The sequence below is a fragment of the Nocardia sp. NPDC055321 genome (assembly GCF_053645575.1).
Map to the genome: position 1 here is coordinate 1 of NZ_JBSHMS010000016.1, position 23,283 is coordinate 23,283.

The following is a 23,283-nucleotide window of genomic DNA, read 5'->3' on the forward strand; positions in this document are numbered from 1 at the left end:
GGCGGGCACCGACATGGCGTTCGGTGCCCGCCCGCTCGCGGGCTCGTGATTCAGCCGCAGCAGCCCTTGCCCGACGCGACGGCCTCGGCCTTCGCTCCGCTGCCGCAGCATGCGCCCTCGGCGGCGGCTTCCTGCGCGGTTCCACAGCAGGGGCCGTCTTGTTCCCCACTCGGTCCGGCGAGCGCGATTTCCGGTGCCGCGCCGAAGGTTTCGCTGTCGGCCAGCACCGTGTACACCTCCCAGCGCTCGGCGTCGGGGCCGGTGACCCACACCTTGTCCTGCGTAGCGAAGCAACAGGTGGTCGCGATCTGCTCCTCGGTGAACAACCCTGCCTCGGACAGCCTGGCGATCTCCCCGTGTACCTGCGCGGAGGATTCGACCTCGACGCCGAGGTGGTTGATGCTGCCACCCTGGCCGGGGTTCTCCAGCAGCACGAGCTTCAGGGGAGGCTCCGCGACGGCGAAGTTGGCATACCCGGGCTTGCGCTTGGCCGGCTCGGTCTTGAACAGGGTCGAGTAGAACGCAACCGCCTGGTCGAGGTCGTCGACGTTGAGGGCGGGCTGGACGCGAGACATGAGAACCTCCACTTGTGTGACATATGTCGAAAAGCTGAACGCCATCAGCATGCGGCAGTATTTCGACATATGTCAAGAAGGTGGGTAGAGTCGGTCTCATGCCCAAGACGCTGCCCGTGATCGACATGTCAGCACCGGTCTGCTGCTCACCCGTGGCAGCCGGTCCGATCAGCGACGATGCCGCCCTGCACGTCGCCCTGCGCCTCAAGGCCCTGGCCGATCCGGTCCGCGTGAAGCTCATGTCTCTGCTGCTGACCAGCGCCGCAGGAGAGGCGAACACCGGTGAGCTCGCGACCGCGGTCGGGCTCTCCGAATCCACCCTGAGCCATCATCTGGGCCAACTGAAGAAGGCCGGACTGATCGAGTCCGAACGGCGCGGCATGAACGTCTTCCACCACGCACGCCGCGACGCGCTCTCTGCGCTGTGCCTGGTCCTGGACCCCAACTGCTGCACCTGAATTCACCAGCCTGGCAACCAGGTACGTCGCCGCACCTCGAACCGCGACGACCGCGTCGGCGACAGGGAGCGCCCGACCGTATGTCGATCTACTCCCAGTCGTGACTGGCGTTGCACGACCGGCATTCCAGGCGAAGGTTGTTCAGGTTGTTGTACGCCGCCCTGGCTTCGGCGGTGGTCGCCACGGCCGCGGCCTTGAGGTGGTCGCGCCACTTCTGTACGTGACCCAGTTCGATACCGCTCTCGGTGCACCCGTTGAAGCAGGTCTCGCACTGGTAGATCCGTAACTGTCGCTGCTGGTTCCACGGATCAACAACCGCCTGGAACTTGCGGTGGCTGAGCATGAAGATCCGGGTGTCCCGGCTCGCGCGCAACTGGGTGGGATCGGTGTACCAGGTCGGCTTCGGAATGCCGTTCACGTAGGTGTCGACGGTGGTCTGTACGACCGAGCCGTCCGGAACCCAGACGACATCGAACGAGATGTCGTCGGGCAGCGCGATCTGATGCTGGTAGCTAGCCTTCATCGGCCCGCCCCTTCTGAAGAGTATCGAGAAGGGTGGGTGCGCGCGTTCCCACCGAGTGCCCATGATACTTGCGCCCCAGGGTCGTTCGGGGCGGTTTCAGCCGGACCGGCTGCGGCGCGAGATGCGGCAAGATCTTGAAAGATACAGTCGCCGAGTCTTTTTCGATCTCTCTGCATCCCCCACCGCATGAGCTCGGCAGCGCCCTCCCCTCGCTTCGCGATCGCCTGATTCCATTGGGAGCACGGTACGACTGCACGGAGTTGCCTCCGGTTCGCTGAGTTCTGGACCGAGCGCATTCGGCGTCGCGTTGGTAGTCAGCGACGGTTGGCGGTAGCCTTCGGACCCGGGGGGATCCAGGCAGTCGGCACGAAGTGCGGAGGCCGTCCTCATACATTGCAACTGCCACAGGGGGAACACGATGACTCAGATCGATGCGACGCGCGCCGGCGTGCAGTCGCCCTACGCGAACCAGCCCGAGGTCCGACGGCTGACCCGCCTCGCCGGAACCTCAGGCATCGCACTCGGTATCGCGCTGCTGGCGTGCTCGATCGGGCTCGTGGTTTCCGGCCTGGTCAACCCCCAATACCTGATCGTCGTCTGCGTGGTCGCGCTGCTGCCCGGGATCCCCGGCTTCAGCCTGCTCATGGCGTCGCGCCGGGTCCTGCGCGGTGAGATCCATGGAACGACCAAGGCGACAACGATGCTGGTCGCCTCGATCGGCATCATCCTGCTGGCGACGGTGGGCGCTGTCATCGAAGGGCCCTGGCCCGCAAAGATTCTGATGGTCGCTCTCACCATCGGCGCCTTCACGACCGCGACCTTCGTCAGCCGCGCCGATCGAGCGCTGAAGGGGCAGTAGCCGGCGCCGGGTTCGGTCTCCCAGGAGACAGAACCTAGTCGACGCGAGTTACCCTGCCCACTATCGGAGCCGGGCTCTCGGTGCCGATGTCCGTGTATCTGTAGCCCGCCGAAACCACCCGGGTACTGCCGGCCTCGCATGTCGGACGGAATAGCTTGGTGAACGCGAACCTGCCGCCTGTACCGGGTTGGTGAAGAAGCACCACGCCGTGCGGCGGATCGGCCTTCAGCGGCAGGTCGTCGCGGAACGAGATGGCGGTCGGCGGGGTTGATTCGACCCTGCCTGCGCCGGTTCGCAGGGTGATCACGACCCTGAACACGTTGTCGGGCACATCTTTCGACAGATTCCTCTGTGTGGGGTTGCCCATGTAGGCGGTCGTTCGCGTCTCGTCGATCCAGTCCGACCAGTACCTCCCGCAGTTGTGTTCGGTGACGCGATCGGCCAGGACGCCGGATGGGGCTCCGCTGCCGTCGATCAGCGGCGGAACCGTGAGTACCGCGCCGGACACGAATGTCATCGACAGCGCCGCTCCGCCCAGCACCCAGGCGACACGTGTTCGACCGGATCGGCTGTCATAGAAGTGCAGGCAGGCCGCCGCGAAGGCGGCGGCAAGTGCGAAACACGCTGCTGCGAGGCTCATGTCGAGGTGTTTCGGTATCCCCGGCTTGAAACGGAACAGGTACAGCTCGGCTCCCACCCACTGGGCGAACACACTGGTGGTCAGCCCGCCCGCGATGGCGCCGCCGGGCGCGAATCGGTATGGCAGCAGCCCGAAAAGGGCGGTGAGGAACACCAGCGGGCTGACGACCAACAGAAATGGCCAATAGACGACGAAGTTGGTCGCCAACATTCCACCCGCATCGAGCTCGACCCGCGGATTGGCTCCCGACTCCGAGTAAATTGCGCGCCCGATTGCCAGCCATGCCACGGCCAATGCGCCGACCGCAAGGACCTGCAGCGCGTATGCGAAGGGGTTCAAGCGATTCCGCGACTTGTTGCGACCAACCACGCGGTAACGGTATCGACCGGTTATGTTCGAACTGGGAGCCAACCGTGGAGAAATCGTGTGGTTCCGAGCTTTTCGTGTCGGTGGACGCCAACTCGTCGGAGCGCACAGCCGTTCGGGTAGAGGTGGCGCACTCTGTGCGCATCGAAACCAACCGTGGCCCAGGCTGATCCGCAGTGCCTTACCCGGCGGTGATGCCGGTGGTGATGAGTTCACCGATGGTGCCGGCCGTGGCCGCGCGGGCGGCGGCGTCGAGGTCGCCGCGCAGGACCCGGCGCATCGCCGGCACGGCGATCCCGGTCATCGCGTCGGCGACCGCGGTCACGTCCAACCCCTCCCGCAGGTATCCCTGATCGGCTCCGGTACGCAGGTAGGCGGCTGTCGTAGCCGACAGTTGATCGACGAGTTCGTCGATGGCGGCCGGGCGGGCGGCGGGCGCCTGAATGAGCAGAACCCTGATCAGCACCGGTTCGGTGGCGGCCATGTCCAGTAGCCGGTGCGCCACCGCGGCGATCTGGTCGCGGAAGTGCGCGAGTCCGGTGCCGTCGGCGCCGACCACGGGGTCCTCACGCATGGCCGCGAGCATGCGGCGCACGGCGTATCCGATGATGTAGTCCATCAGATCGTCTTTGCCGGTGAAGTACTTGTAGATGGTGCCCTGGCCGATGCCCAGGTGCGCGGAGATGTCGGCGATACGGGTGTTGGCGTAGCCGCGCTCGTCGAAGACCGCGCAGGCGCCGAGAGAGATCTCCTTGCGCCGGCGACGGGTGAGGTCGTCGTCCAGGCTGCCGGTGCCGTTGTGATTCGAGCGTGCGGGCGCGGCGGTCATGGCACGATCCTAGACCCTCGTTGGACTGACTAGTCATTCACTCTTGTGTATCACCATCGGTTACACCTACTCTAGCTGAATGACTAGTCAGACAGCTACGCGGAACTCCGCGAAAAAGGTCGCTACCAGCGCGAAGGAACGACTGGCTCGATACGGAGACCGCACCGGGCCGGGAACACCGATGCACACGATCATCAGCGACGGCGCCGCGTTCTATGCCGCGCTACCGATCCTGATCACCGTGGTCATGAGCGAGGACACCGGCAAAGGCGTCGACGACCACGACCGTGTCACCAACCTCGCCAACCGGCACAACGTCCCGTTCGAAGACTTCGTCGGCCGGTTCCTCGACACCGCGGACCTGGTCGCCGGCATCGCGTTCGCCCAAGGGGCACAACGAGATCTGATCGCCCGCACGATCAAGGAGGTGCACCGTCACGTCGAGGGCACCCACGAGGACGGGCGCCGCTACCACGCCTGGAACAAGGACGTGTGGGCCTGGACGTGGGCGGGGATCCTCAAACCCGTCCTCGACGCCTACGAGCAGTTACACGGCCCGCAGGAGCCGGAGTTCGTCCACGACGCCTACATCGGCGGCCTGCAGCTCGGAGATCTGTTCGGTGTGCGCGGGCTGCCCGATACCTATCCCGAGTTCCTCGAGTACTGGGAACAGACCTGGATCCCGATGGCCCGCGGCACCGGAACCGGCAAATTCCTGCTGTCTCTGGCCTTCTCGATCCCGCGCCCGGCCGTCGCACCGTGGATTCCGGGCCCGGTGTGGACCGCAGCGACATGGCCGATCGCGAATCTGTTGCGCACCAGCGCCTTCGCCGTACTCGAACCCCGGCTGCTGGACATGCTCGAGATCGAACCCACTCCCGCGCAGCGATTCAGCGTCGCAGCGCACCGGATGTGGTGGCGCGTCACCCCCGACGTGCTGACCCGGCATTGGTTCGGCGTGTTCATGAAGCTGCGCCTGCGCTACGGCAACAGCAGCTGGGACCGCCACTACTCCCCCGAAGCACTCGATCGATACCACCGGGAAGTCGAAGACGCACGCGCACAGGGACTTCCACAGCCCGCCCGGCCGTCGAAACGACACTGACTACCGCGCGAACTCGACTCGCTGAAAGGACGCCACCGGTGTCTCGAATCATCCTGCTGGGCGCGACCGGATACACCGGATCGCTGGTGCTCGACCGGCTGGCCGCCCAGCCCGACCACGAGGTGATACTCGTCGGGCGGGACCCGAGCCGCCTGCGGGCCCGCGCACAGCGATCCGGGTCAGCGTGCGGAATCGTCGAGGCCGACGTCACCGCGCCCGGGGCATTGGACAACCTGCTGGACGCCGACGACGTCCTCATCTCCACCGTTGGACCGTTTCTGCGGCTGGGAACCGAAGTTGCCCGCTCGGCCGCTCGCGCGGGGGCGGTCTATCTCGATTCCACCGGCGAGCCGCCGTTCATCGAGTGGATGTTCCGCACGCTGAACATGCCGGCCGCCGACAGTGGAGCCCTGCTCATCCCGGCGTTCGGCTACGACTTCGTCCCCGGACACCTCGCCGCGGCCCTGGCCCTGAACCAGGCTGGGCAGAGCGCGCACGCGGTGGAGATCGGATACTTCCTGGCCCCCGGGGCGCCCGGCACGCCCGGTTTCGACCGCGTCCCGACACTGCGGCAGACGATCTCGATGACCACCCCGGGCACCCGAGCCTCCCTGGTCGGGGTGATCACCGAATCATCCTTCGGGTATCGCGCCGTAGCGTCCGACCCTTTCGGAATGGCCAGCACGCACAACGGCGAACGGCTGCTTCGGTTCTCGATCGCGGGCACCAGGCGCACCGCGGTGAGCATGGGCGGCGGCGAACACTACGGGCTGCCCGACGCCTACCCGCAACTACGGCGCGTCGATGTCGGGCTCGGCTGGTTCGGGCAGCTCACCCCCGCCGTGCGCCTCGTCGCGCACCATGCGCGCCCGGTCCTGCGCACCACCGCAATCAACCACGCCGCCGAGTGGATCGCGGGCAACCTACCGTGGCGACACCGCCTTCCCGATCTCGACGGACGCACCGTCGTCGCGGCAACCGCACGCGCACAAGATGATTCGGAGCCGGCCACGGTTGTCGTGGAAGGACCCGAACCGTACACACTCACCGCGGAGTTGCTCGCCTCGGCCGCAACGCACTTCGCTGCCGCACCGCACTCCGCGGTGGGAGTACACGGGCCAATAACCGCACTGGGAACACACCACTTCCACGCCCTCACCCGGGCCGCGGGCCTGGTTCGCACTGACGAAGCAACGGGTAACCGGGGCGGCCAGCGTCCAGACCACGAAAGGGCAAGTGACCGGGCGTCGGCAGGCCGACCACCACTGCCGCATAGAGACCTGTTCGGGACCAGTGTTGTTGCGCCGCTATCGCGGATCAGTGATCGTAGGGAGTCCTGATTCGTGCCACCGTTCAACGGCCTGGACCATCTCGCGGCCGAGATAGTCGAGGTACCGGCCGATCTCGTTCAGGCGAATGCCCGCCGGGGTCGTCGCGCCGAGAACTTCGGCGCCGCGGCGAGCCGCCTCCACCTTCTCCTCGGAGGCGCGGGCCAGATTGAGGGTGGTGCGGTACCAGGTTCGATCGTCGATGTAGTAGCGGTCGCGGCGGGGTGAATCACGTTCCCGGCGAATGAGATCCCGCTGCTCGAGGGCGCGCACAGCCGTCGAGATCGATGCCGGGCTCACGCCGAGGCGGCGCACCAATTCGGCGGCAGTCAGGCTTCCGGAGTCGGTGAGGTGCAGGCAGGTCAGTACACGCGCCTGCATTCGGGGCATGCCGTCGTACACGAACAAATCGGTGAACCGAGCCGCGAAGGCACGCACGGCATCGTCGTCATCGGATGACGCACTCGACGCCGGCCGAGGCGAAATGATCTTGCCGCGTCGCGATCGCGTTGCCGTTGCCCGGTGCGCTCGGTCGGCGTGATATCGGCTCGGGCCTCCGTTGCGGTTCACCTCGCGACTGATCGTCGAGGCCGGCCGCGCGAGCTGACCCGCGATCTCGGTATACCCCAGCCCCTCGGCCAATCCCGCCGCGATGCACTCCCGTTCCTGCAAGCTAAGTCTGGCGCCCGGCATCGGTGCGGTTCCCTTTCGGCGTCACGGTGTCGCGTCGGCATGCGTTCAGCGGCATCTCATTGCAAATCGACTGACCGCCCGTGCGTTTCGCGGCACGGTCATTGCATTTCTGATAGGCACACTAGCTCCGGAAATCGCCGTATCTCCAGATATTCGCGTTGATCCTCGATGCAAGGGACATACCGTTCGGCCTGGACTGAACAGTGCGCGGCGGAAGGACTCCAATGATCGAATCAGCTCGGCACGACAGCGAAACAGCTGCCACCGCTCCGACGTTCGTGTTCGTACACGGCCTGACCAGCAACAGCTTCTACTGGACTCCCGTGGTCCGTGAACTCGCGCTGCTCGGCCACCGCAGCCTGGCGGTCGATCTTCCCGGACACGGGCTCGATGCCTCGATTCCGCTGACCTACCAGGTGCAGGACCTTGCCGCGTTCGCCGCGTCACCATCACCGATGTCCGCGGTCACGGTGCAGGACAACGTTGCTCACGTGGTCGAGGTTGTGCGGCGCGTCCGGCGGCATGGTCCGGTCATCCTCGTGGGCCACAGCCTCGGAGGGATCACGATCGGCCTGGTCGGCAATGCCGTCCCCGAAGCCATCCACCGCCTGGTGTATCTCTCGGCGTTCTGCCCATCGACGCCGGCCGCCCCCTCAGCGATGGCGCTGAGCCAGACCCCCGAGGCCACGACGGACACGCCCGTCCCGGACACCGAGCACTCGCTGTTTCTCGGAATGGAGCAGGTGTCCCGCGGCCTGATCCGATTCAATCTCCGCTCCCCGGATCCGCTGGCGCTGGAAGACTTTCGCCGAATCAATATGCCCGAAGCCACACTGGAACAGACCCTGACGGTGATCAACTTCGGCATGCAGCCTGAAGACGGGGCCCACACCAGCTTCGCCGACGCCCGTGTAGACGCCGACACATGGGGACGAATACCCCGCACCTACATCCGTCTCACCCGAGACAACGTCATCCCGCCGGCGCTGGCGACGAAGATGATCCACGACGCCGACCGCCTCACACCCGACAACCCCTTCGAGGTCCATGATCTGGCGGCCGGACACGTGGGTGTCGTCCTGCGAGCCCGCGAGGTGGCAGCCATCCTGGACGGTCTCGCGTGAGCCAGCGATTCCGGGCGCGCCAACGTTGCTGTCGAACCCCGATGCGGAACGAATAGTGCACGCCCAGAACGGATCACACCGACAGTGCCCCAGCGCACGAGTACCCGCCAGAGCCGGAGACCGTGCTGGAGTCAGATCAAAGCTGGGTGCAGGCGTGTTCGCGGTTGATCGAGCCGACGCTGCCGGTACCCGTGGGCAGGTTGCGGGCGGCGTCCGCGTAGGCCTCCGCCGGGGTCGCCCCCTTACCGAAGCCCACAATCGGGAACCCCGCCACGATCGCGAGCGGACTCGTCACGACCGCGCCACAGCCGTTCGCGAACGTCACCATCATCCGGCAGTCGATGATGCCCTGACCCTTGCACGCTCGGTCGGCGGCTCGAATGGCGTCGGCTTCGGTCGGCTGGTTCACCGAAAACGCGTAGACGTTGCCCCACGTGCTGAGGGACACGGCGCCCCAGTTGACCGGGTCGGCGGACGCGGGCGGTGCCGCGAGCAGGGCGGCGGCGCTCACCGAGAGCGCGGCGGCCGCAAAGGATTTGTTGATCAAGTGGAGTGCTTCCTCTGCGCGCCGACCTGGGTGCGGCGATCGCATGGAAGATACCGCAGGGCATGTACTCGGTATTGCCCCCGGTTCTGGCGGCTCGGCGGAACCGTCACGAACCGCGGTGTTCGTGACGGCTCCGCCGATACCGATCCTCTCTCTTACCTGCCGAACAACCGAAGCCCGCAGAGGATGCACCGCACCACGCGGACGGGCGGAAGCCGTCGGGCAGAGCTGATGCGGCGCCTACCTAACTCGAGGCCTTCCGAGTGCGTCGGCCCCGTAGCCGAAGGTTCGGCGTCAATTCAGGATCTCGCCCCGTACGAGCGTCGACAGCCGATCCCGCCACATCTGCAACTGCTCGGGCGTGAGCCGCGTCCATTCGGTCACCTCGCCGACGATGCGTAGCGGGGCGCTGCTGCGGTACGACCGGGTGGGATTGCCGGGGAACTTCCGGTCGGTCACGTTCGGGTCGTTCTCGAAATCCCCGGTCGGCTCGACCGCGTAAACCCGCGGAATCGCCTCTCCCCCGGCCAGTTCCGCGGCGACCTCCGCGGCGAGGCCCGCCCCGTCGACGAGGGCGGTGAAATAGATGTGGTTCATCACGATCTCGGGGCGATAGTTCGACGGGCGGCCCGCGGTCAGTAACTCGCCCGCGCGCAAATCCGCGATCGTGCCGTGGAAGAACGGGCCTTCATCGAGCTTTTCGGACACGTGAATCCTTTCGTCTACCCGGTGGGACGAGCGATTCTGCCGCATCACCCGGGCCTTGCGGCAAGCCCCGGGCCGTCGCTTATCCTGAAAGGGGAAGAGTTGGCGAGCAGCTTGAATCTCTCCCACATCGCGGCACTCGAGAGTGACCTACATCACTTCCTATCAGATCTAGCCGTTGAGACGTGTCTCCTGGGCATGACTGATTTCACTCCCATCACCAAGGTCATCGTGATCGGCGGCGGCTACGCGGGCACCGTCGCGGCCAACCGGCTCCGGCTCCGGCCCGATGTCGAGATCACACTGGTCAATCCACGACCGGCGTTCGTCGAGCGCATGCGACTGCACCAGTTCGTGGCCGGCACGCGCGACGCCACCGTCGACTACGACACGCTGCTCGGCGCGGGTGTGCGGCTGGTCGTCGACCAAGCCGTGCGCATCGATACCGCTTCTCGCACAGTGGAACTGGGTTCGGGTGGCTCCCTGGAATACGACTACGTGGTCTATGCCGTCGGCAGTACGGCGGCGGTGCCCCCGTCTGTCCCCGGCGCGTCCGAATTCGCCTTTCCGATAGCCGAATACGAGCACGCTCAGCGGTTGCGGACCGCGCTCGCCGCGCTACCCGAGCAAGCCCCGATCGTCGTTGTCGGCGGCGGGCTCACCGCGATCGAGACCGCCGCCGAACTCGTCGAGCACGGCCACCCGGTCACGATGGCGAGCAGCGGTATGTTGGCGGCGAACTTCTCGAAGCCGGCCCGGCGGTCGGTGGCGAAGTGGCTGGCGAGGAACGGAGTCGAGGTGCGCGAGCGGGCGCGAGTGTGCGAGGTGCGGGCGGGCGAGGTGCGGGCGGGCGAGGTCGTCCTGGCCGACGGCGACGTGCTCACCAGCGCGCTCACGATCTGGACTGCCGGATTCGGAGTACCCGAGCTGGCGGCACGCAGCGGGCTGCGAACCGACGAGCTGGGCCGATTGCTGACCGACGAGACCCTGACCAGTGTCGACGACGAGCGCATCGTCGCCGCCGGGGACGCGGTGGCGCCGTCCGGTCGGCCGTTGCGGATGAGCTGCTACGCCGCCCAGCCCCTGGGGGCGCAGGCCGCGGACAATGTGCTGGCCCGGATCGCGGGAGCCGACCCCAGCGTGCTGGACGTCGCTTTCGTGGCGTGCACCCTGGGCCTGGGTTCCCGGGCGGGTGTGATGCAGTTCAGTCGGCGCGACGACACACCCGTATCGATGTACCTCGGCGGGCGCGTAGCCGCGACGATCAAGGAACGGGTCGGACTGGCCGGGCCGATCGGGACCATTCGTAAGGAAGCCCGCAAGCCCGGTGCGATTCCCACCTTCATGGGCTTGGGCAGGCGTGGCGAACTCCGCGAGTTCGAGCCGGAAGGAGCTGTGCACCCGTGAGTTTCAGCGATGAGCACGCCGAGCGCTTCGTGAACCTGCGACCGCTGCTGTTCACGATCGTCTACGAAATCCTCGGTTCGGCCACCGAAGCCGACGATGTGCTGCAGGACGGCTATCTTCGATGGCGGAAGGTAGACCTGACGACCGTCCGCGACACCAAATCCTATCTGGCCCAACTGGTTACCCGGCAGGCGCTAAACGCGGTGCGGGCCGGCGCCAGTCGCCGTGAGGACTACGTCGGCCCGTGGTTGCCCGAACCCCTACTGCTCGCCGACGGCGACGCCTCGAGCGATGTGGTGCTGGCCGAATCGGTCTCGATGGGGATGCTGGTGGTGCTGGAGTCGCTCACTCCCCTCGAGCGCGCCGTCTTCGTCCTGCGCGAGGTCTTCGGCTTCGACTACGACGAAATATCTTCCGCCACAGGCAAATCTGTCGACGCCCTCCACCAGACCGCCCGCCGTGCCCGCAATCACGTGCAGGCCCGGCGCAAACGCTACGCACCCGTCGACGCGACGCGAACCGCCGCGGTGACCGAACGCTTCATCGCCGCCGCGACCACCGGGAACATGGAGGGTCTACTGGCGATGCTCGCGCCCGACATCACCTGGACCACCGACAGCGGCGGCAAGGTCACCGCACTCCCGGAGCTGGTGATGACCGGCGCCGAGCGGGTCGGCGCCCTGCTCATGGGCGTCTTCCGCTACGCGCAGCGCCGCCCCCAGGTGCGAATCGAGACGGTGAACTGCAACGGCCAACCGGCGCTGGCGTGCTACGTCGCCGACAAGCTCGAAGCGCTGCTGGTGTTCGACGTAGCCGGCGACACGATCGTCAACGGCTACGGCATCCGCAACCCGGACAAACTTGCCGCCCTCGGCATCGCTCGCACCATCAGCCGCACGACATCCACCCCCTGAGAGACCCGGCGGCAGCACGCCCGCCGGTCACGCCGACCACAGAACTGGGGGCAGCGAACTTGAAACTCCAATACTTCAGACGTGCGTAGGGTGGCACCGGTATCACGGCGCACGAGGAGCCCCCATGAAAACCACTGTCACCCAACGCATTCTCGCGGTCGCGGCCGGATGCTTGATCACCGCCGCCGCAGCGGGAACAGCGGGCGCCGCGCCGCTGACCCTGCAGCCGGCCGCCGAGGCACCCGCCGCACCTGTCGCGGCGACCGAGACAGGATCGTTCGAACGCGCGCTGGGCGGCGACGTGGGGTTCTCGGTGAGCCAGGGCTCGAGCGACATGTACTGGAACGGCGTCGAATGGGTGCTGTGCGACCTACTCAATGGCGGCTCGTTCCTCTGCAACAGCCACCGGTAGCGCCCACCTCCAGCGGGCGGCGGACGTGCAGTCCAGTCGGCCGCGATATCACCCGGCCGGGGTGAGGCACGGGGCCGACAGGCACGGTTAGCGTCGTCGCAGGTTCAGACCGAACAGGCACCGCGACCTCCTGGAGGAGTAGACGTGAAACCGCTTCGATGGAGTGCGATTCTGCTGGGTGCGGCCCTGACCTGCGCGTCGGTGGCCGCCTGCGGCTCGACATCGGACGACTCCGGCGAGGCGGGCACCACACCGACGTCGAGCCCGGCCCCGCAGTACCCGGCGAATCAACCGATCCTGGTCACCCCGGACAACTTCGTGCGTGCCGAGAGCGACCGCGAGTTCGCGCTCACCGTCGGCCAGGTCGGGATCGGCAATATCCACCACATCCGCGAACCCATGCCGATCGATCACCAAACCGTGGTCCGCGCGAACCGCGACACCCTCTACTCCTCAGCGGTATTCGACCTCGACGCCGGCCCGGTCTCGATCACTCTGCCCGATGCCGGTGGTCGATTCATGTCCATGCAGATCCTCACCGAGGACGAATACGTCCCCGAGGTCGTCTACAAACCCGGCACGTACACCTACGACCGCGACACGATCGGCACCCGCTACATGCTGGCCGGAATCCGGACATTCGCCGACCCGACCAATCCTGCCGATCTCGACACCGTCCACCAGTTACAGGACGCGATCACCGTCGAGCAGAAGGCCAAGGGCAGCTTCGAGATTCCCCAGTGGGACAGGGACTCTCAGAACGCGGTCCGCGACGCCCTACTCGCCCTCGCGTCCACCCTGCCCGACACCCGGAACGCCTTCGGCCCCAAGGGGCAGGTCGACGAGGTGCGCCACCTGATCACCGCGGCGTCGGCGTGGGGCGGAAACCCGGAGAAAGACGCGCTGTACCTCAATGTGACCCCGCCGGACAACAGCGGCCGCACCGTTTACACGCTGCACGTCGGCGACGTTCCCGTGGACGGGTTCTGGTCGGTGAGCCTCTACAACGCCCAGGGCTATTACGACGCCAATCCGTTGAACGCCTACTCGGTCAACAACGTGACCGCCACGAAGAACTCCGACAACTCCGTCGACATCCGATTCGGCGGCTGCGAGGACCGGACCCCGAACTGCCTGCCGACAATGCCCGGCTGGAACTACATGGTCCGCCTCTACCAGCCGCATCAGAACATCCTCGATGGCACCTGGACCTTTCCCGCGGCCCGGCCCGTCGAGTAGCGGGCGATCACAGCTTACGAATGACGCAGTGGCGCAACGGATTAGTCGGTCACGCGGTCTCGCCTCGGATAGGTAGGCAGTGCGCGCCCGGCGGCGCCTCCCGTCGAACGAGCTTGGCGGTCCATCTTCGACTCGCCGGGCGACCGACGGGCGACGGTGGCCGGCTCGCACCGAACCTGCCGGGCCCGTCGGCGCGGGCCCGGCAGCGCGCACACACGACCGACCCGGCCGGCGCTCGGCACACTCGCCCTACTTGACGCCGATCTGCTTGCCGAAGGCGGAGGCGATGGTTTCGCCGAAGGTGTGCGCCAGCAATGCCAGCCCGTCGGGATTCAGCGCGAGCAGCCCGGCCTCGGACGTCGAGCAGCCCGGTGCCGCCGGAACGCCGTCCAGACGGTCACGCAACCACAGCAGCGCGGTCGCCGCGCCCGAGACCTCGGTGGCGATGTGCTCGCCGAAATGCTCACGGGTGTACTGGATCTGGGCCTTCGGATCACGGCAGTAGGTATCGACCAGGGTGTTGACCGGGCCGACCGGAATCAGCTCGTCCGGATTGGCCTGCCAGATGAACATCGGCAGGCCCGGGGTCGACTTGCCCATCCGGGTCTTGTCCAGGACGTCGCGGACCACCGGATTGCGCATCGGGTCGCCCTCGGGCACCCGCAGCATGCCCTTCAGGTTGGCGAAGGGGAACAGCGCGGTGTTGTACTGCACGCACAGGCCGCCCTTGATCACCGACAGGCCCTTGCCGAGCAGATCCATATCGCGATCGAGCAGCGCGTCGAACTCGGGATACTCGCGGCCCAGGCCGAGCACCGCGGCCATGATCATGCCGGCCCAGACCTGGCCGTTGCCGATGTCGAGCAGCGGGCCGAAGTCCGCGGGAACGCCGCCCTCGGCCGCGCCGACGATGTTGAGTTCGGGCGCGTAGGTCGATTTCAGTTCCGCGGCATGGCCGGTCGCGATGGCGCCGCCGGAGTAGCCGTACATGGCGATTCGAGTGTCCGGCGCCAAGCGCATCGGGTCGAACGCGCGGGCGGCGCGGATGCCGTCGAGGGTGATCCGCCCGGCCAGCGGGCCCGCGCCGAACGCGCTGTTCGGTCCGCCGTGATCGGGAATGACCACGCCCCAGCCCTGTTGGAGTGCGGCCTGCGAGACCAGGAACTCGAGCGGGACCACGATCTGCCCGACGAAGGTCGAGACCGACCACTGCTGCACGGCATACGACGGCGCGCAGTATTGGGCGAGGGAGTCCTCCGCGATCTGCATCGACACGAGCTTGTCCGGCGCGGATCCGCGCGGCTTCAACACCGTCGCGACGGCGGCGATCGGCTCGTCTCGGGAGTTGTTGGACCGGTACACCACCTGCCAGGCGTCGACGTTGAGCGGGATGAGCCCCGCGTTGGCGACATTGACCTGGCGGGCGGAGATGATCTCGCCCGGCGCTTTGGCCGCGACAACGTCGGCGGGCGGCTGATAGAAGCCGGAATCGAGTTCCGGCGGTATCGCGATCGGGGGTGCCGGCTGAACGGCGACGGGAGCGTTCCCGTCCGGCTCGGCCGTCGCGACCGCGGTGGTGAACGTCGCCACCGACGCGGTGAATGCCAAGGCCGCCACGGCCAATCGGCCGGAAATAGAGGCGCGCAGCGCCATACTTCGACTCCATCTGTCTCGCTGTGAGACCACTCTGACCCACACTGTGGCCGAGATTATCTTGGACGAAGTCGTCTATCAATACTGTCCGAGACACTTGGCACAAAAGGTCCGCCTCCGGGGCGACACACCACACAACCCCGATGTCCATCCGCGTGGATCGGGCGAGCCCCGGCGAGCACCCCGCCAGGGAGGCACACACTGTGTGGCCGACACGGCGTGGGGGCGAGCACAGCTACCGGGGCAGCGGCACACTCGACGGCAAGGCGGCCACGATCGCAGCCTTCTCCTCGAGCTCGCAACGGCGAACCATTGACAGCGTCACCGGGGCGAAACCCACTTCCTCGCCACGACAATGGTTTTCAGGTCCGGCAAACCCGGAGCGCGGCCCATCGGTCGGCCGGTCGTCCGCACCATGTCGGCGAACCGAATCGCGTCGGACACCGCCGCGCAACCCGGGGCGTTGTTGAAGCCGGCCGATCAGCGGTTGCGCCGCCAAATGGCCGTGGACAGCACCGTGGCGAACCCGCACCACGCGGGATATGCCGCCAAGGCGGCTCCGGCGGCCGGCCGCGCCCGTCCCACCCGGCGCACCAGATCCACACCGCTCGCGGTCAGTACCGCCGACGTCAGTGCCGCGGCGCCGGGGCGATGAGCGCGGAAGAACAGCCAACTCCACGCCGCGTTCACGGCCAGATTGATCTCCAGCGCACGCATCAGCGCCGAACGCTCGTCGCTGCCGGACTCGCGGTCCAGCGCCGCCGCCGTCGACAACGCGATATCCGCGTAGACCAAAGACCAGGCGAGCGGGAAAACCTGGCGCGGCGGCTGAAAGCGCGGCATCCGGAGCGATTTGTACCAGCTCGAGTCCGGATCGGTCGCGATGGAGCCGGCCACGGCGGCCGCGGCCACCCGTGCGGTGGTATCGATCAGGGGCGACCGGTGGGCTGTTGCGGCTCGAGTGTCGTCCACGATGCGCAAAGGTTCTCGATTCATGCGATCTCCTCGTGTTCTCACGACCGGCCAGATAGCTTCAGACACAAGGGCTCTCGTGTCGTGTGGGTTGGCCGCGGCGTCTGTTCACTAACCGTCGCTGTCTCGCCGAGCCGCCAGCGCACGATCGATTTCCGTGATCCGTGCCTCGGCCAAGGTTCGCTTTTCGCGGGCGTCGACATATTCCGGACCGGTCGTGGGGTCATCGCCGGCCCGAACACCTTCGATGGTGCCGGTCAACGACCTGCGCTGCGCCTCCAGGTCGTCGCGCTCGCGTTGCAGCCGGGCAGATTCGGATTCGTACGCACACATATGGCCTCCTGGCGTGCGATCGAGGGTCATGTCGCCCCAGCGATATCCCGGTGGTCGGAATTCATGCATTGCCGACCCGTCACCGACGCCGAGCACGCCGCAGTCGCCTACTGTCACGCATACGCGTCGCAGCTCGGTTGACGGCGATCGTCGAGGGTATTGCGTGCCACGCCTCCGCTACCGCGGAGACGCAGTGTCGTGTCGGTGCTGAGGAGTTGGTCGGTGTCGGGTGTGTGGGAAGCGGGCGGGTGGGGTCTGCTGGCGGGATCCGCGCTGGTGCTGGGTGTTGTCGCGGTGTACCTCACGCGGATCCCCGTGCGAGTCGTCGCCTCGATCATGGCGTTCGGCAGTGGCGTGCTCCTGTCGGCGGTCTCGTTCGAGTTGATCGCCGAAGCCCACTCCAAGGGCGGGCTCGGGCCGACCGTCATCGGCGCGGTGGCGGGGGCGGCGTTGTACACGGCCGCGAATGTCGTGCTCGCGAAGCGAGGCGCACGCCATCGCAAGCGCTCGGGCGATCAGCAACCGTCCGAAGACGAGCAAGCTGGTTCCGGGACCGCGATCGCCGTCGGAGCCTTGCTGGACGGGGTGCCCGAGTCGATCGTCATCGGCGCCAGCCTGCTGGGTGGCGGACCGGTCAGCGTGGTCACCGTGGCGGCGGTGTTCATCAGCAATGTGCCCGAGGGTCTTTCGAGTGCGTCGGGTATGCGCAGGGCCGGACGGAGCACGCGATATGTGTTCGGGGTCTGGTCCGCGATCGCGGTGGCCGGCGCGCTCGCGGCGATGACGGGCTACGCGCTGCTGGGCGGGGTGTCCGCCTCGGTGCTGGCCGGCATCACCGCCCTGGCCGGTGGCGCGATCCTGTCAATGATCGCGGACACGATGATCCCCGAAGCGTTCGAGAACGCACACCTGTGGATCGGATTGATCACTGTCGCAGGCTTTCTCACCGCGTTCGCACTGTCCCAGCTCGGGCAGTGACCCGTGCGCGGACTCCGGTATCGACGCGCGCGGCCGATCGCCGCGTGACTTCCGGCCGCCGTTGTGATTGAGATTCACCACGACGGGTATGACCGGGGCAAAGTGTGCCCACTCGATGACGGGCAGGGTTGGGACTTCGCACTTTTGACGCTCGGCCATTCGCGCCGATGTCGCCCGCGGCGCAGCGGCACGGACTCCACACGCGGTGACGCGGAGGAACGGCGGTGCGCACGACATGAGCGGGGATCGCGAATTCACCCTGACCCTGACATCCGGGGACAGCGACTGGCAGGCCGTGCACGACGCCGCCGAGTGCGCGGGCATGAGCGTGGAAGGGTACATACGCTGGCTCGTCCGGATCCTGGTGCAAGCCGCTTCCGGTTCCGGCACAACGCATCACACGCCGCTCGCGAAGGGCCCTCGCGCCGGTGCGGCACTGCCCGAGCCGGAAGCGGCCGGGTGGGACGAGACATTCAGCGAACGTCTCGTCCAACGAGCCGCGCAGTTCCGATTGGGTGAAACAGCGACCGGTTCGACAACCATGCCGGACAGCGAAAGGTAGTCAGACGAGCCCCTCGCGCCGGGCCACCGAGAATGGACCGGTGTGGGACGTCTCGTAGACGTCGAGGAGGAAATCCTCGTCCCGATAGGACGCTATCGACGTGAGCCCTGATCGGCTCGCGATGATGCCGTGCACCTCGCCACCACCGAGCGGGTAGTCGGCTACGGGGTGACGCCAATGCACGCACAGCAGTGTGCCTCCCGTCTCGAGATGATTCACCGCCGCATCGATGGCCGGGCTCAGGGCGTCGCGGTCGAGGTAGTAGCCGACTTCGCTGAGCACTATGAGGTCGAACTGTTCGGCGGGCCAATCGTCGCCGAGTGCCCAGATACGGAATTCGACTGCGGCCGGGTCGATCTCCGGGAGCGCGGCCAGCCGTTCCGCGGCGGTGCGCAGGGGCGCTTCGATGATGTCGGTGGCGACGACCCGATCGCAGCGCGCGGCGAGCTCCGCGGTGAGCATGCCTGTCGAGCATCCCGGCTCGAACGCGTTGCGGTAGCACGGTTTCGGCAGCGCGGCCATGGTCAGTGCCCGTTTTCGGCGTTCGTACCAGCGGTTCGAGAAGTCCCAGGGGTCCGCGCTCCGGGCGTACATCTCCTCGAAGTAGGCGTCGGGTAAACGCTTACGGCTCATGGGAAGTAGGTTTCCAGTGGTCCGGTGAATCGGTGCAGCACGTGCTCGGGCAGAACGGGCGCATCCTCGGGCACGTCCGACAGGGGCCGGGTCTGGCTGGGAAACTCGGCGATCGCCCGAAGTTTGGCCGCATGCACCTCGGGCCCGAGACGATGGACCGCGGCGTCGACCCCGGCCAGCGCGGGATGCGCGGGAGTGGCCCAGTGCCACATCCAGATCGGGTATTCGAGCAATCGTACGGTTGTCGACGCGCACGCCTTCGCGGCGGCTCGGCCGGCGGCTTCGTGATCGGGATGGCCGTCGTGCCGCCAGGTCACCGCGCACCGATGCGCGGGCGAGTCGTTCGCGGCGAGCAGCTCGGCCAGGGCGTCGGTCACCGTCTCCTCGGCAGCGGCGACGCGACCGTCGGGAACACCCAGCCGGATCGGTGGATCGGTGCCCAGTACGGCTGCCGCGCGGCGCGATTCACGCGACCGGATCTCGGCGAGCCGATGCGGGGAGCAGGTGGGTGAATCCGGGTGCGACCCTTCGCCATCGGTAATGGTGACCAGGGTGACGGCGATTCCCGCCCCGCGAGCCGACGCGATGAGTCCGCCCGCCCCGAGTACCTCGTCGTCGGGATGCGCGGCCACCACCGTCAGCCGATCCATGTCCCCTACGTCCAGGGGCCCGCAGCGCCCCCGCCACGCCTCCCACACCGCGTCGTCGGTGCCGGCGGCACGCACGTCGATCACAGGGACAGCCACGAAAGATCCTCCCCCGCCGTATCACTGCCGAGGTCGGCGAGATCGGATTCGGCGTGACTCTGGCGCAGGTACACGGTCAGGTCGGCCACACGCCGCGCGTGCGCGGCATCCAGGCACAGCGGAGCCGCGCCGAGCGCCCGGCCCACCCGGTCGATGGTGTCGGTGGCCGCGGACTCCACTACCGCTCGGACCGCCCGCGCTCGTGCCCGTCGCGCCACCGGGTCGGCAGGATGGCCCTGATCGATCCGATCCGCCGCGGCACGCAGTACCGAACCCGCAGCGTGCAGGCCCGCGGCGACCGCACCCCAGTGGGCGAGCGCGTGCGCGTTCGCCCTGCCATCCGCCACCCGGGTGTGCAGGGGCCGTGCGACCTCACACGCGCTCCCGTACCAGCAGGCCGCGACGCCTATCGCGCCGTACCAGAATCCGGGGCGGGTGAGATAGTCCCCGGGCTCCCCCACCGCTGCTGCGCTCACGCCGTCGAAATCGACTGCGCCGGAGTCAGATTCGCGCATTCCGACCGCGTGCCAGCTGTCCGGCACCGGCCGCACACCCGGTTGGGTCAGCGACACCGCGAACAACCCGCGCTCGGCGCCGACGCGGGCGGTCACCAGCGCGTGGGAACAGATCGTCGCACCCGAGCACCACGGTTTGCGGCCTTCGAGAATCCAGCCGCCCCCTGAAAAGCTCGCCCGCAGTACAGGTTCGGGCGGTTCGGCCGCCCACACACCCCATACTTCGCCGCGTGACGGCGGCGTCGCCCCGAGTTCGTGCAGGATGGCGGCGGCATCGGTGTGCGCCTCGGCCAGGCGACCCAGCACCGTATCTTCCGCAGCCAAGGCCGCGAGCGCGCGAAACCGCTCCGCGGTGCGTCCTTCACCGGGAAAGGGCAGGTCGAGTTGGTTCGTGGCGGCGAGCTCACGAAGTCGCGCGGCGACCGGGCTCTCGACCGCTCCGGGAGCATCAAGCACCGTCCACCTCCGCCACCCGGGGGTCGAGCGAGCGCAGATGCGCGGCGAAGCCGTCCGGGGCACGCCCGTGTGTGCGGGCCGACGTGCGCACGGTGACGTCCTCGGCCCAGACCAGGTGAGCACCGCAGGCGAGCGCTCGCCGCACGAGATCGACGTCCTCCCCGCTGGGCAGTGGACGGAAACCGCCCGCACGCCAATACAGGTCGGCTCGGAAGCCCAGGTTCGCACCGTGGACGTGGCCGTGACCGCCGTCCGGGCGACGGCGGTATCGCTGCTCGTATCGCCGCCGGACAGCGGGGCTGTGTCCGTGCCAGTCCTCGACTCGGACGGTGCCGGCCACCAGGTCCACACCGTTTCGGGCGTGCCGCAGCTGGTTCCACAACCACCCGGGGTCCACCTCGGAGTCGGCGTCCGTGGTCGCGAACCAGGTCTCGGATCCGCAATCCGTTCCCGCCCAGGCGAATCCGCGGGCTCGCGCCATACCGACATTGTGCGCTGCCGCGGTGAGCACCTCGATATCCGACCCGATGACGCGCTCGGACCCGTCGGTGCAATCGTCGAGGACCACCTGGATCCGCACCGGCACCGGTACGTGCCGGGCGGCTTGCCGCAACGCGTGCAGACACCTGGGCAGTAACCGCACCTCGTCGTGCACCGGAACGACGACCAGAACGCCGCTGACAGCGCGTCGATCGGACATCGTCCCGCCCGAGTTGATCACAGCGGGCGTATACCCCGGTGAAATGCGTGCAAACACCCCTCGCGCTGCCGACCGACGACGTCGACGCACAGGCCGGACTGCGATCGGTCGGTGATTTACCGATCGAATAGCTCGTCCCGCGTACAGCCCGAGGAAACCTCCCGCACCCGCCGCCGACGCGCCGGCGGATTAGGCGATCGCCGAGCGGGTAGAGCGTCGAGGAACCACGGTGTGTTCACTCGGCCCGTCATCACCGGGTCGCGTGGCGTTTCCAGGTTCCCACTCAGCCCGGGAGCCGAGGCGACGGTCAACACTTTGGTCACGGAAAGCATCCAGAACGCTGTCGACGGCAACCGCTCGGCAAAGATCGACAGCAGTGCCCGCTATATCCCCGAGAAATAGCCGCTCTGCAGAGGAGGGACATGTCCACCCCGCGCAACCACACCACCGATGACGCCGGAATTCCGGTCCCGAGTGACGAACATTCGCTGACCGTCGGCCCCGACGGCCCGATTTTGCTGCATGACGCCTATCTCATCGAGAAGATGGCGCAGTTCAACCGGGAGCGGGTCCCCGAGCGGCAGCCGCACGCCAAGGGTGGCGGCGCGTTCGGCGTCTTCGAGGTCACGCGGGACGTGAGTGCGTTCACCCGCGCGGACTTCCTCCAGCCGGGCAAGAAGACCGAGGTGCTCGCCCGATTCTCGACGGTGGCCGGTGAGCGCGGCAGCCCCGACACCTGGCGCGATCCGCGCGGATTCGCACTGAAGTTCTATACCGAGCAGGGCAACTTCGACATGGTCGGGAACAACACCCCGGTGTTCTTCCTGCGTGACCCGATGAAATTCCAGGACTTCATCCGCTCGCAGAAGCGCCGCGCCGACAACAACCTGCGCGACCACGACATGCAGTGGGACTTCTGGACCCTGTCACCGGAATCCGCGCACCAGGTCACCTGGCTCATGGGCGATCGTGGCATCCCCCGCACCTGGCGGCACATGAACGGCTATTCCAGCCACACCTATCTCTGGTACAACGCCGCGGGCGAGCGATTCTGGGTCAAATACCATTTCAAGACCGACCAGGGCATCGAATTCTTCACCCAGGACGAGGCCGACCAGATGGCCGCCATGGACACCGACTACCACACGCGAGATCTGTTCGAGCACATCGCGGACGGCGAATTCCCCAGCTGGACGCTGCACATGCAGATCATGCCGTTCGACGACGCCAAGACCTATCGGTTCAACCCCTTCGACCTGACCAAGGTCTGGCCGCACTCCGACTACCCCCTCACCGAGGTCGGCCGCCTGACCCTGAATCGCAACCCTGCCGACTACCACACCGAGATCGAGCAGGCCGCCTTCGAGCCCAGCAGTTCCGTTCCCGGCACCGGTCCGAGCCCGGACAAGATGCTGCTGGGCCGCTGGTTCTCCTACCCGGACGCGCATCGCCACCGCATCGGCGCGAATTACAAACTGCTGCCGGTCAATTCGCCCCACGCCGCACCGGCACAGTCCTATTCCAAGGACGGCCAGATGCGCTACACCAACGTCTCGGACCCGGTGTACGTGCCCAACTCCAAGGGCGGCCCGCACGCGGATCCCGAGGTATCCGGGCCCGTGATCGGCTGGCACACCGACGGCGAAATGGTCCGTACCGCATACACTTTGCGCTCCGACGACGACGATTGGGGCCAGGCCCGCACCCTGGTCCGCGACGTGCTCGACGACGCGGCCCGTGAGCGCCTGGTCGACAACATCGTCGGCCATCTACTCAACGGCGTCGGCTCCGACGTCCTGGCCCGGGCCTTCGAGTACTGGCGCAACGTCGACAAGGAACTCGGGGACCGGGTGGAGGCGGGCGTCCGGGCCAAGCAGGATGAACTCGATCCGAAGGCCGAGAAGCAGGCCAACCCGGCCCGGTCCTCGGCGCAGGGCAAGGCCTGACGGCCGAGGAACAGGTGGGTCGCGGGGGGGGGGGCGGGGGCAACCCCGAGCGGGGCCCCCCCCCC

Annotated in this window: 26 protein-coding genes and 1 pseudogene; 12 read left to right on the top strand and 15 right to left on the bottom strand. The window is 67.3% G+C overall.

Annotated features, from left to right (window positions below):
* Positions 1–50 precede the first annotated feature (50 nt).
* Positions 51–575: an ArsI/CadI family heavy metal resistance metalloenzyme gene (locus ACWIGI_RS24795; protein ID WP_454204840.1), complete on the bottom strand. Its 525-nt coding sequence runs from the start codon at positions 573–575 to the stop codon at positions 51–53.
* A 98-nt stretch (positions 576–673) separates the two neighbouring features.
* On the opposite strand from ACWIGI_RS24795, the gene ACWIGI_RS24800 reads away from it, so the two are divergent.
* Positions 674–1,033, top strand: coding sequence for an Rv2640c family ArsR-like transcriptional regulator (locus ACWIGI_RS24800; RefSeq protein WP_454204841.1), 360 nt, complete (start codon positions 674–676; stop codon positions 1,031–1,033).
* Positions 1,034–1,121: 88 nt separating this feature from the next.
* Here ACWIGI_RS24800 and ACWIGI_RS24805 read toward each other — a convergent pair whose 3' ends face one another.
* Positions 1,122–1,556 (bottom strand): GH-E family nuclease, encoded by a 435-nt coding sequence (locus tag ACWIGI_RS24805; protein ID WP_454204842.1) that lies wholly within the window; start codon positions 1,554–1,556, stop codon positions 1,122–1,124.
* A gap of 418 nt (positions 1,557–1,974) precedes the next feature.
* Between ACWIGI_RS24805 and ACWIGI_RS24810 the strand changes: the two genes are divergently transcribed.
* A complete protein-coding gene (locus ACWIGI_RS24810) occupies positions 1,975–2,415 on the top strand; it encodes a hypothetical protein (protein ID WP_454204843.1) in 441 nt (146 codons plus the stop codon).
* Positions 2,416–2,449: 34 nt separating this feature from the next.
* On the opposite strand, the gene ACWIGI_RS24815 is transcribed toward ACWIGI_RS24810, so the two are convergent.
* Positions 2,450–3,424 carry a hypothetical protein gene (locus ACWIGI_RS24815; RefSeq protein WP_454204844.1) on the bottom strand — a complete coding sequence of 325 codons (975 nt, stop codon included), beginning with the start codon at positions 3,422–3,424 and terminating at the stop codon, positions 2,450–2,452.
* A gap of 178 nt (positions 3,425–3,602) precedes the next feature.
* A complete protein-coding gene (locus ACWIGI_RS24820; RefSeq protein ID WP_454204845.1) occupies positions 3,603–4,250 on the bottom strand; it encodes a TetR/AcrR family transcriptional regulator in 648 nt (215 codons plus the stop codon).
* A gap of 181 nt (positions 4,251–4,431) precedes the next feature.
* Between ACWIGI_RS24820 and ACWIGI_RS24825 the strand changes: the two genes are divergently transcribed.
* Together ACWIGI_RS24825 and ACWIGI_RS24830 are read left to right on the top strand one after the other, a co-directional pair.
* Positions 4,432–5,355, top strand: coding sequence for an oxygenase MpaB family protein (locus ACWIGI_RS24825; RefSeq protein WP_454204846.1), 924 nt, complete (start codon positions 4,432–4,434; stop codon positions 5,353–5,355).
* Between the two features lie 38 nt (positions 5,356–5,393).
* Complete coding sequence (locus tag ACWIGI_RS24830) at positions 5,394–6,695, top strand: saccharopine dehydrogenase NADP-binding domain-containing protein (RefSeq protein WP_454204847.1); 1,302 nt, start codon at positions 5,394–5,396, stop codon at positions 6,693–6,695.
* Here the strand turns inward: ACWIGI_RS24830 and ACWIGI_RS24835 are convergent.
* Both ACWIGI_RS24835 and ACWIGI_RS24840 read right to left on the bottom strand, forming a co-directional pair.
* The gene (locus ACWIGI_RS24835) at positions 6,663–7,121 is read right to left on the bottom strand and encodes a GbsR/MarR family transcriptional regulator (protein WP_454205085.1); all 459 of its coding nucleotides are present in this window, start codon (positions 7,119–7,121) and stop codon (positions 6,663–6,665) included. The genes ACWIGI_RS24830 and ACWIGI_RS24835 overlap by 33 nt on opposite strands.
* A gap of 132 nt (positions 7,122–7,253) precedes the next feature.
* A pseudogene (locus ACWIGI_RS24840) lies at positions 7,254–7,376 on the bottom strand (helix-turn-helix domain-containing protein); the annotation flags it as partial.
* 224 nt (positions 7,377–7,600) lie between these two features.
* Here ACWIGI_RS24840 and ACWIGI_RS24845 point away from each other — a divergent pair.
* Positions 7,601–8,500, top strand: a complete 900-nt coding sequence (locus ACWIGI_RS24845) for an alpha/beta hydrolase (RefSeq protein WP_454205086.1) — start codon at positions 7,601–7,603, stop codon at positions 8,498–8,500.
* A 136-nt stretch (positions 8,501–8,636) separates the two neighbouring features.
* Here the strand turns inward: ACWIGI_RS24845 and ACWIGI_RS24850 are convergent, their stop codons facing one another.
* Both ACWIGI_RS24850 and arr read right to left on the bottom strand, forming a co-directional pair.
* Complete coding sequence (locus tag ACWIGI_RS24850) at positions 8,637–9,047, bottom strand: DUF4189 domain-containing protein (RefSeq protein ID WP_454204848.1); 411 nt, start codon at positions 9,045–9,047, stop codon at positions 8,637–8,639.
* Positions 9,048–9,341: 294 nt separating this feature from the next.
* The gene (arr, locus tag ACWIGI_RS24855; RefSeq protein WP_454205087.1) at positions 9,342–9,755 is read right to left on the bottom strand and encodes an NAD(+)--rifampin ADP-ribosyltransferase; all 414 of its coding nucleotides are present in this window, start codon (positions 9,753–9,755) and stop codon (positions 9,342–9,344) included.
* Positions 9,756–9,950: 195 nt separating this feature from the next.
* Between arr and ACWIGI_RS24860 the strand changes: the two genes are divergently transcribed.
* The 4 genes from ACWIGI_RS24860 (at position 9,951) to ACWIGI_RS24875 (ending at position 13,724) form a co-directional block, all read left to right on the top strand.
* On the top strand, positions 9,951–11,159 hold the full coding sequence (locus ACWIGI_RS24860; RefSeq protein ID WP_454204849.1) for an NAD(P)/FAD-dependent oxidoreductase: 1,209 nt from the start codon (positions 9,951–9,953) through the stop codon (positions 11,157–11,159).
* The gene (locus ACWIGI_RS24865; protein WP_454204850.1) at positions 11,156–12,073 is read left to right on the top strand and encodes a sigma-70 family RNA polymerase sigma factor; all 918 of its coding nucleotides are present in this window, start codon (positions 11,156–11,158) and stop codon (positions 12,071–12,073) included. The genes ACWIGI_RS24860 and ACWIGI_RS24865 overlap by 4 nt, the downstream gene beginning before the upstream one ends.
* A gap of 124 nt (positions 12,074–12,197) precedes the next feature.
* Positions 12,198–12,485: a hypothetical protein gene (locus tag ACWIGI_RS24870; protein ID WP_454204851.1), complete on the top strand. Its 288-nt coding sequence runs from the start codon at positions 12,198–12,200 to the stop codon at positions 12,483–12,485.
* 297 nt (positions 12,486–12,782) lie between these two features.
* A complete protein-coding gene (locus tag ACWIGI_RS24875) occupies positions 12,783–13,724 on the top strand; it encodes a DUF1254 domain-containing protein (protein WP_454205088.1) in 942 nt (313 codons plus the stop codon).
* 249 nt (positions 13,725–13,973) lie between these two features.
* On the opposite strand, the gene ACWIGI_RS24880 is transcribed toward ACWIGI_RS24875, so the two are convergent.
* The 3 genes from ACWIGI_RS24880 to ACWIGI_RS24890 all read right to left on the bottom strand — a co-directional run bounded on the left by ACWIGI_RS24880 (position 13,974) and on the right by ACWIGI_RS24890 (position 16,799).
* Positions 13,974–15,377 carry a lipase family protein gene (locus ACWIGI_RS24880; protein WP_454204852.1) on the bottom strand — a complete coding sequence of 468 codons (1,404 nt, stop codon included), beginning with the start codon at positions 15,375–15,377 and terminating at the stop codon, positions 13,974–13,976.
* A 480-nt stretch (positions 15,378–15,857) separates the two neighbouring features.
* A complete protein-coding gene (locus tag ACWIGI_RS24885) occupies positions 15,858–16,373 on the bottom strand; it encodes a TspO/MBR family protein (protein ID WP_454204853.1) in 516 nt (171 codons plus the stop codon).
* A gap of 87 nt (positions 16,374–16,460) precedes the next feature.
* On the bottom strand, positions 16,461–16,799 hold the full coding sequence (locus tag ACWIGI_RS24890) for a hypothetical protein (protein WP_454204854.1): 339 nt from the start codon (positions 16,797–16,799) through the stop codon (positions 16,461–16,463).
* A gap of 105 nt (positions 16,800–16,904) precedes the next feature.
* On the opposite strand from ACWIGI_RS24890, the gene ACWIGI_RS24895 reads away from it, so the two are divergent.
* Together ACWIGI_RS24895 and ACWIGI_RS24900 are read left to right on the top strand one after the other, a co-directional pair.
* Positions 16,905–17,660 carry a ZIP family metal transporter gene (locus tag ACWIGI_RS24895; RefSeq protein ID WP_454204855.1) on the top strand — a complete coding sequence of 252 codons (756 nt, stop codon included), beginning with the start codon at positions 16,905–16,907 and terminating at the stop codon, positions 17,658–17,660.
* 235 nt (positions 17,661–17,895) lie between these two features.
* On the top strand, positions 17,896–18,222 hold the full coding sequence (locus ACWIGI_RS24900; RefSeq protein ID WP_454204856.1) for a hypothetical protein: 327 nt from the start codon (positions 17,896–17,898) through the stop codon (positions 18,220–18,222).
* On the opposite strand, the gene ACWIGI_RS24905 is transcribed toward ACWIGI_RS24900, so the two are convergent.
* From ACWIGI_RS24905 to ACWIGI_RS24920, 4 genes are read right to left on the bottom strand one after another with little or no spacing between them, the layout of a single operon-like run.
* Entirely contained in the window at positions 18,223–18,855 is a 633-nt protein-coding gene (locus ACWIGI_RS24905; RefSeq protein WP_454204857.1) for a class I SAM-dependent DNA methyltransferase, read from the bottom strand.
* Complete coding sequence (locus ACWIGI_RS24910; protein ID WP_454204858.1) at positions 18,852–19,601, bottom strand: PIG-L deacetylase family protein; 750 nt, start codon at positions 19,599–19,601, stop codon at positions 18,852–18,854. The genes ACWIGI_RS24905 and ACWIGI_RS24910 overlap by 4 nt, the downstream gene beginning before the upstream one ends.
* Positions 19,586–20,572, bottom strand: a complete 987-nt coding sequence (locus ACWIGI_RS24915) for an acyl-CoA dehydrogenase family protein (protein ID WP_454204859.1) — start codon at positions 20,570–20,572, stop codon at positions 19,586–19,588. The genes ACWIGI_RS24910 and ACWIGI_RS24915 overlap by 16 nt, the downstream gene beginning before the upstream one ends.
* Positions 20,565–21,272 carry a glycosyltransferase gene (locus ACWIGI_RS24920; protein WP_454204860.1) on the bottom strand — a complete coding sequence of 236 codons (708 nt, stop codon included), beginning with the start codon at positions 21,270–21,272 and terminating at the stop codon, positions 20,565–20,567. The genes ACWIGI_RS24915 and ACWIGI_RS24920 overlap by 8 nt, the downstream gene beginning before the upstream one ends.
* A 422-nt stretch (positions 21,273–21,694) precedes the next feature.
* Here ACWIGI_RS24920 and ACWIGI_RS24925 point away from each other — a divergent pair, with 422 nt between their 5' ends.
* The gene (locus ACWIGI_RS24925; RefSeq protein ID WP_454204861.1) at positions 21,695–23,218 is read left to right on the top strand and encodes a catalase; all 1,524 of its coding nucleotides are present in this window, start codon (positions 21,695–21,697) and stop codon (positions 23,216–23,218) included.
* Positions 23,219–23,283 lie beyond the last annotated feature (65 nt).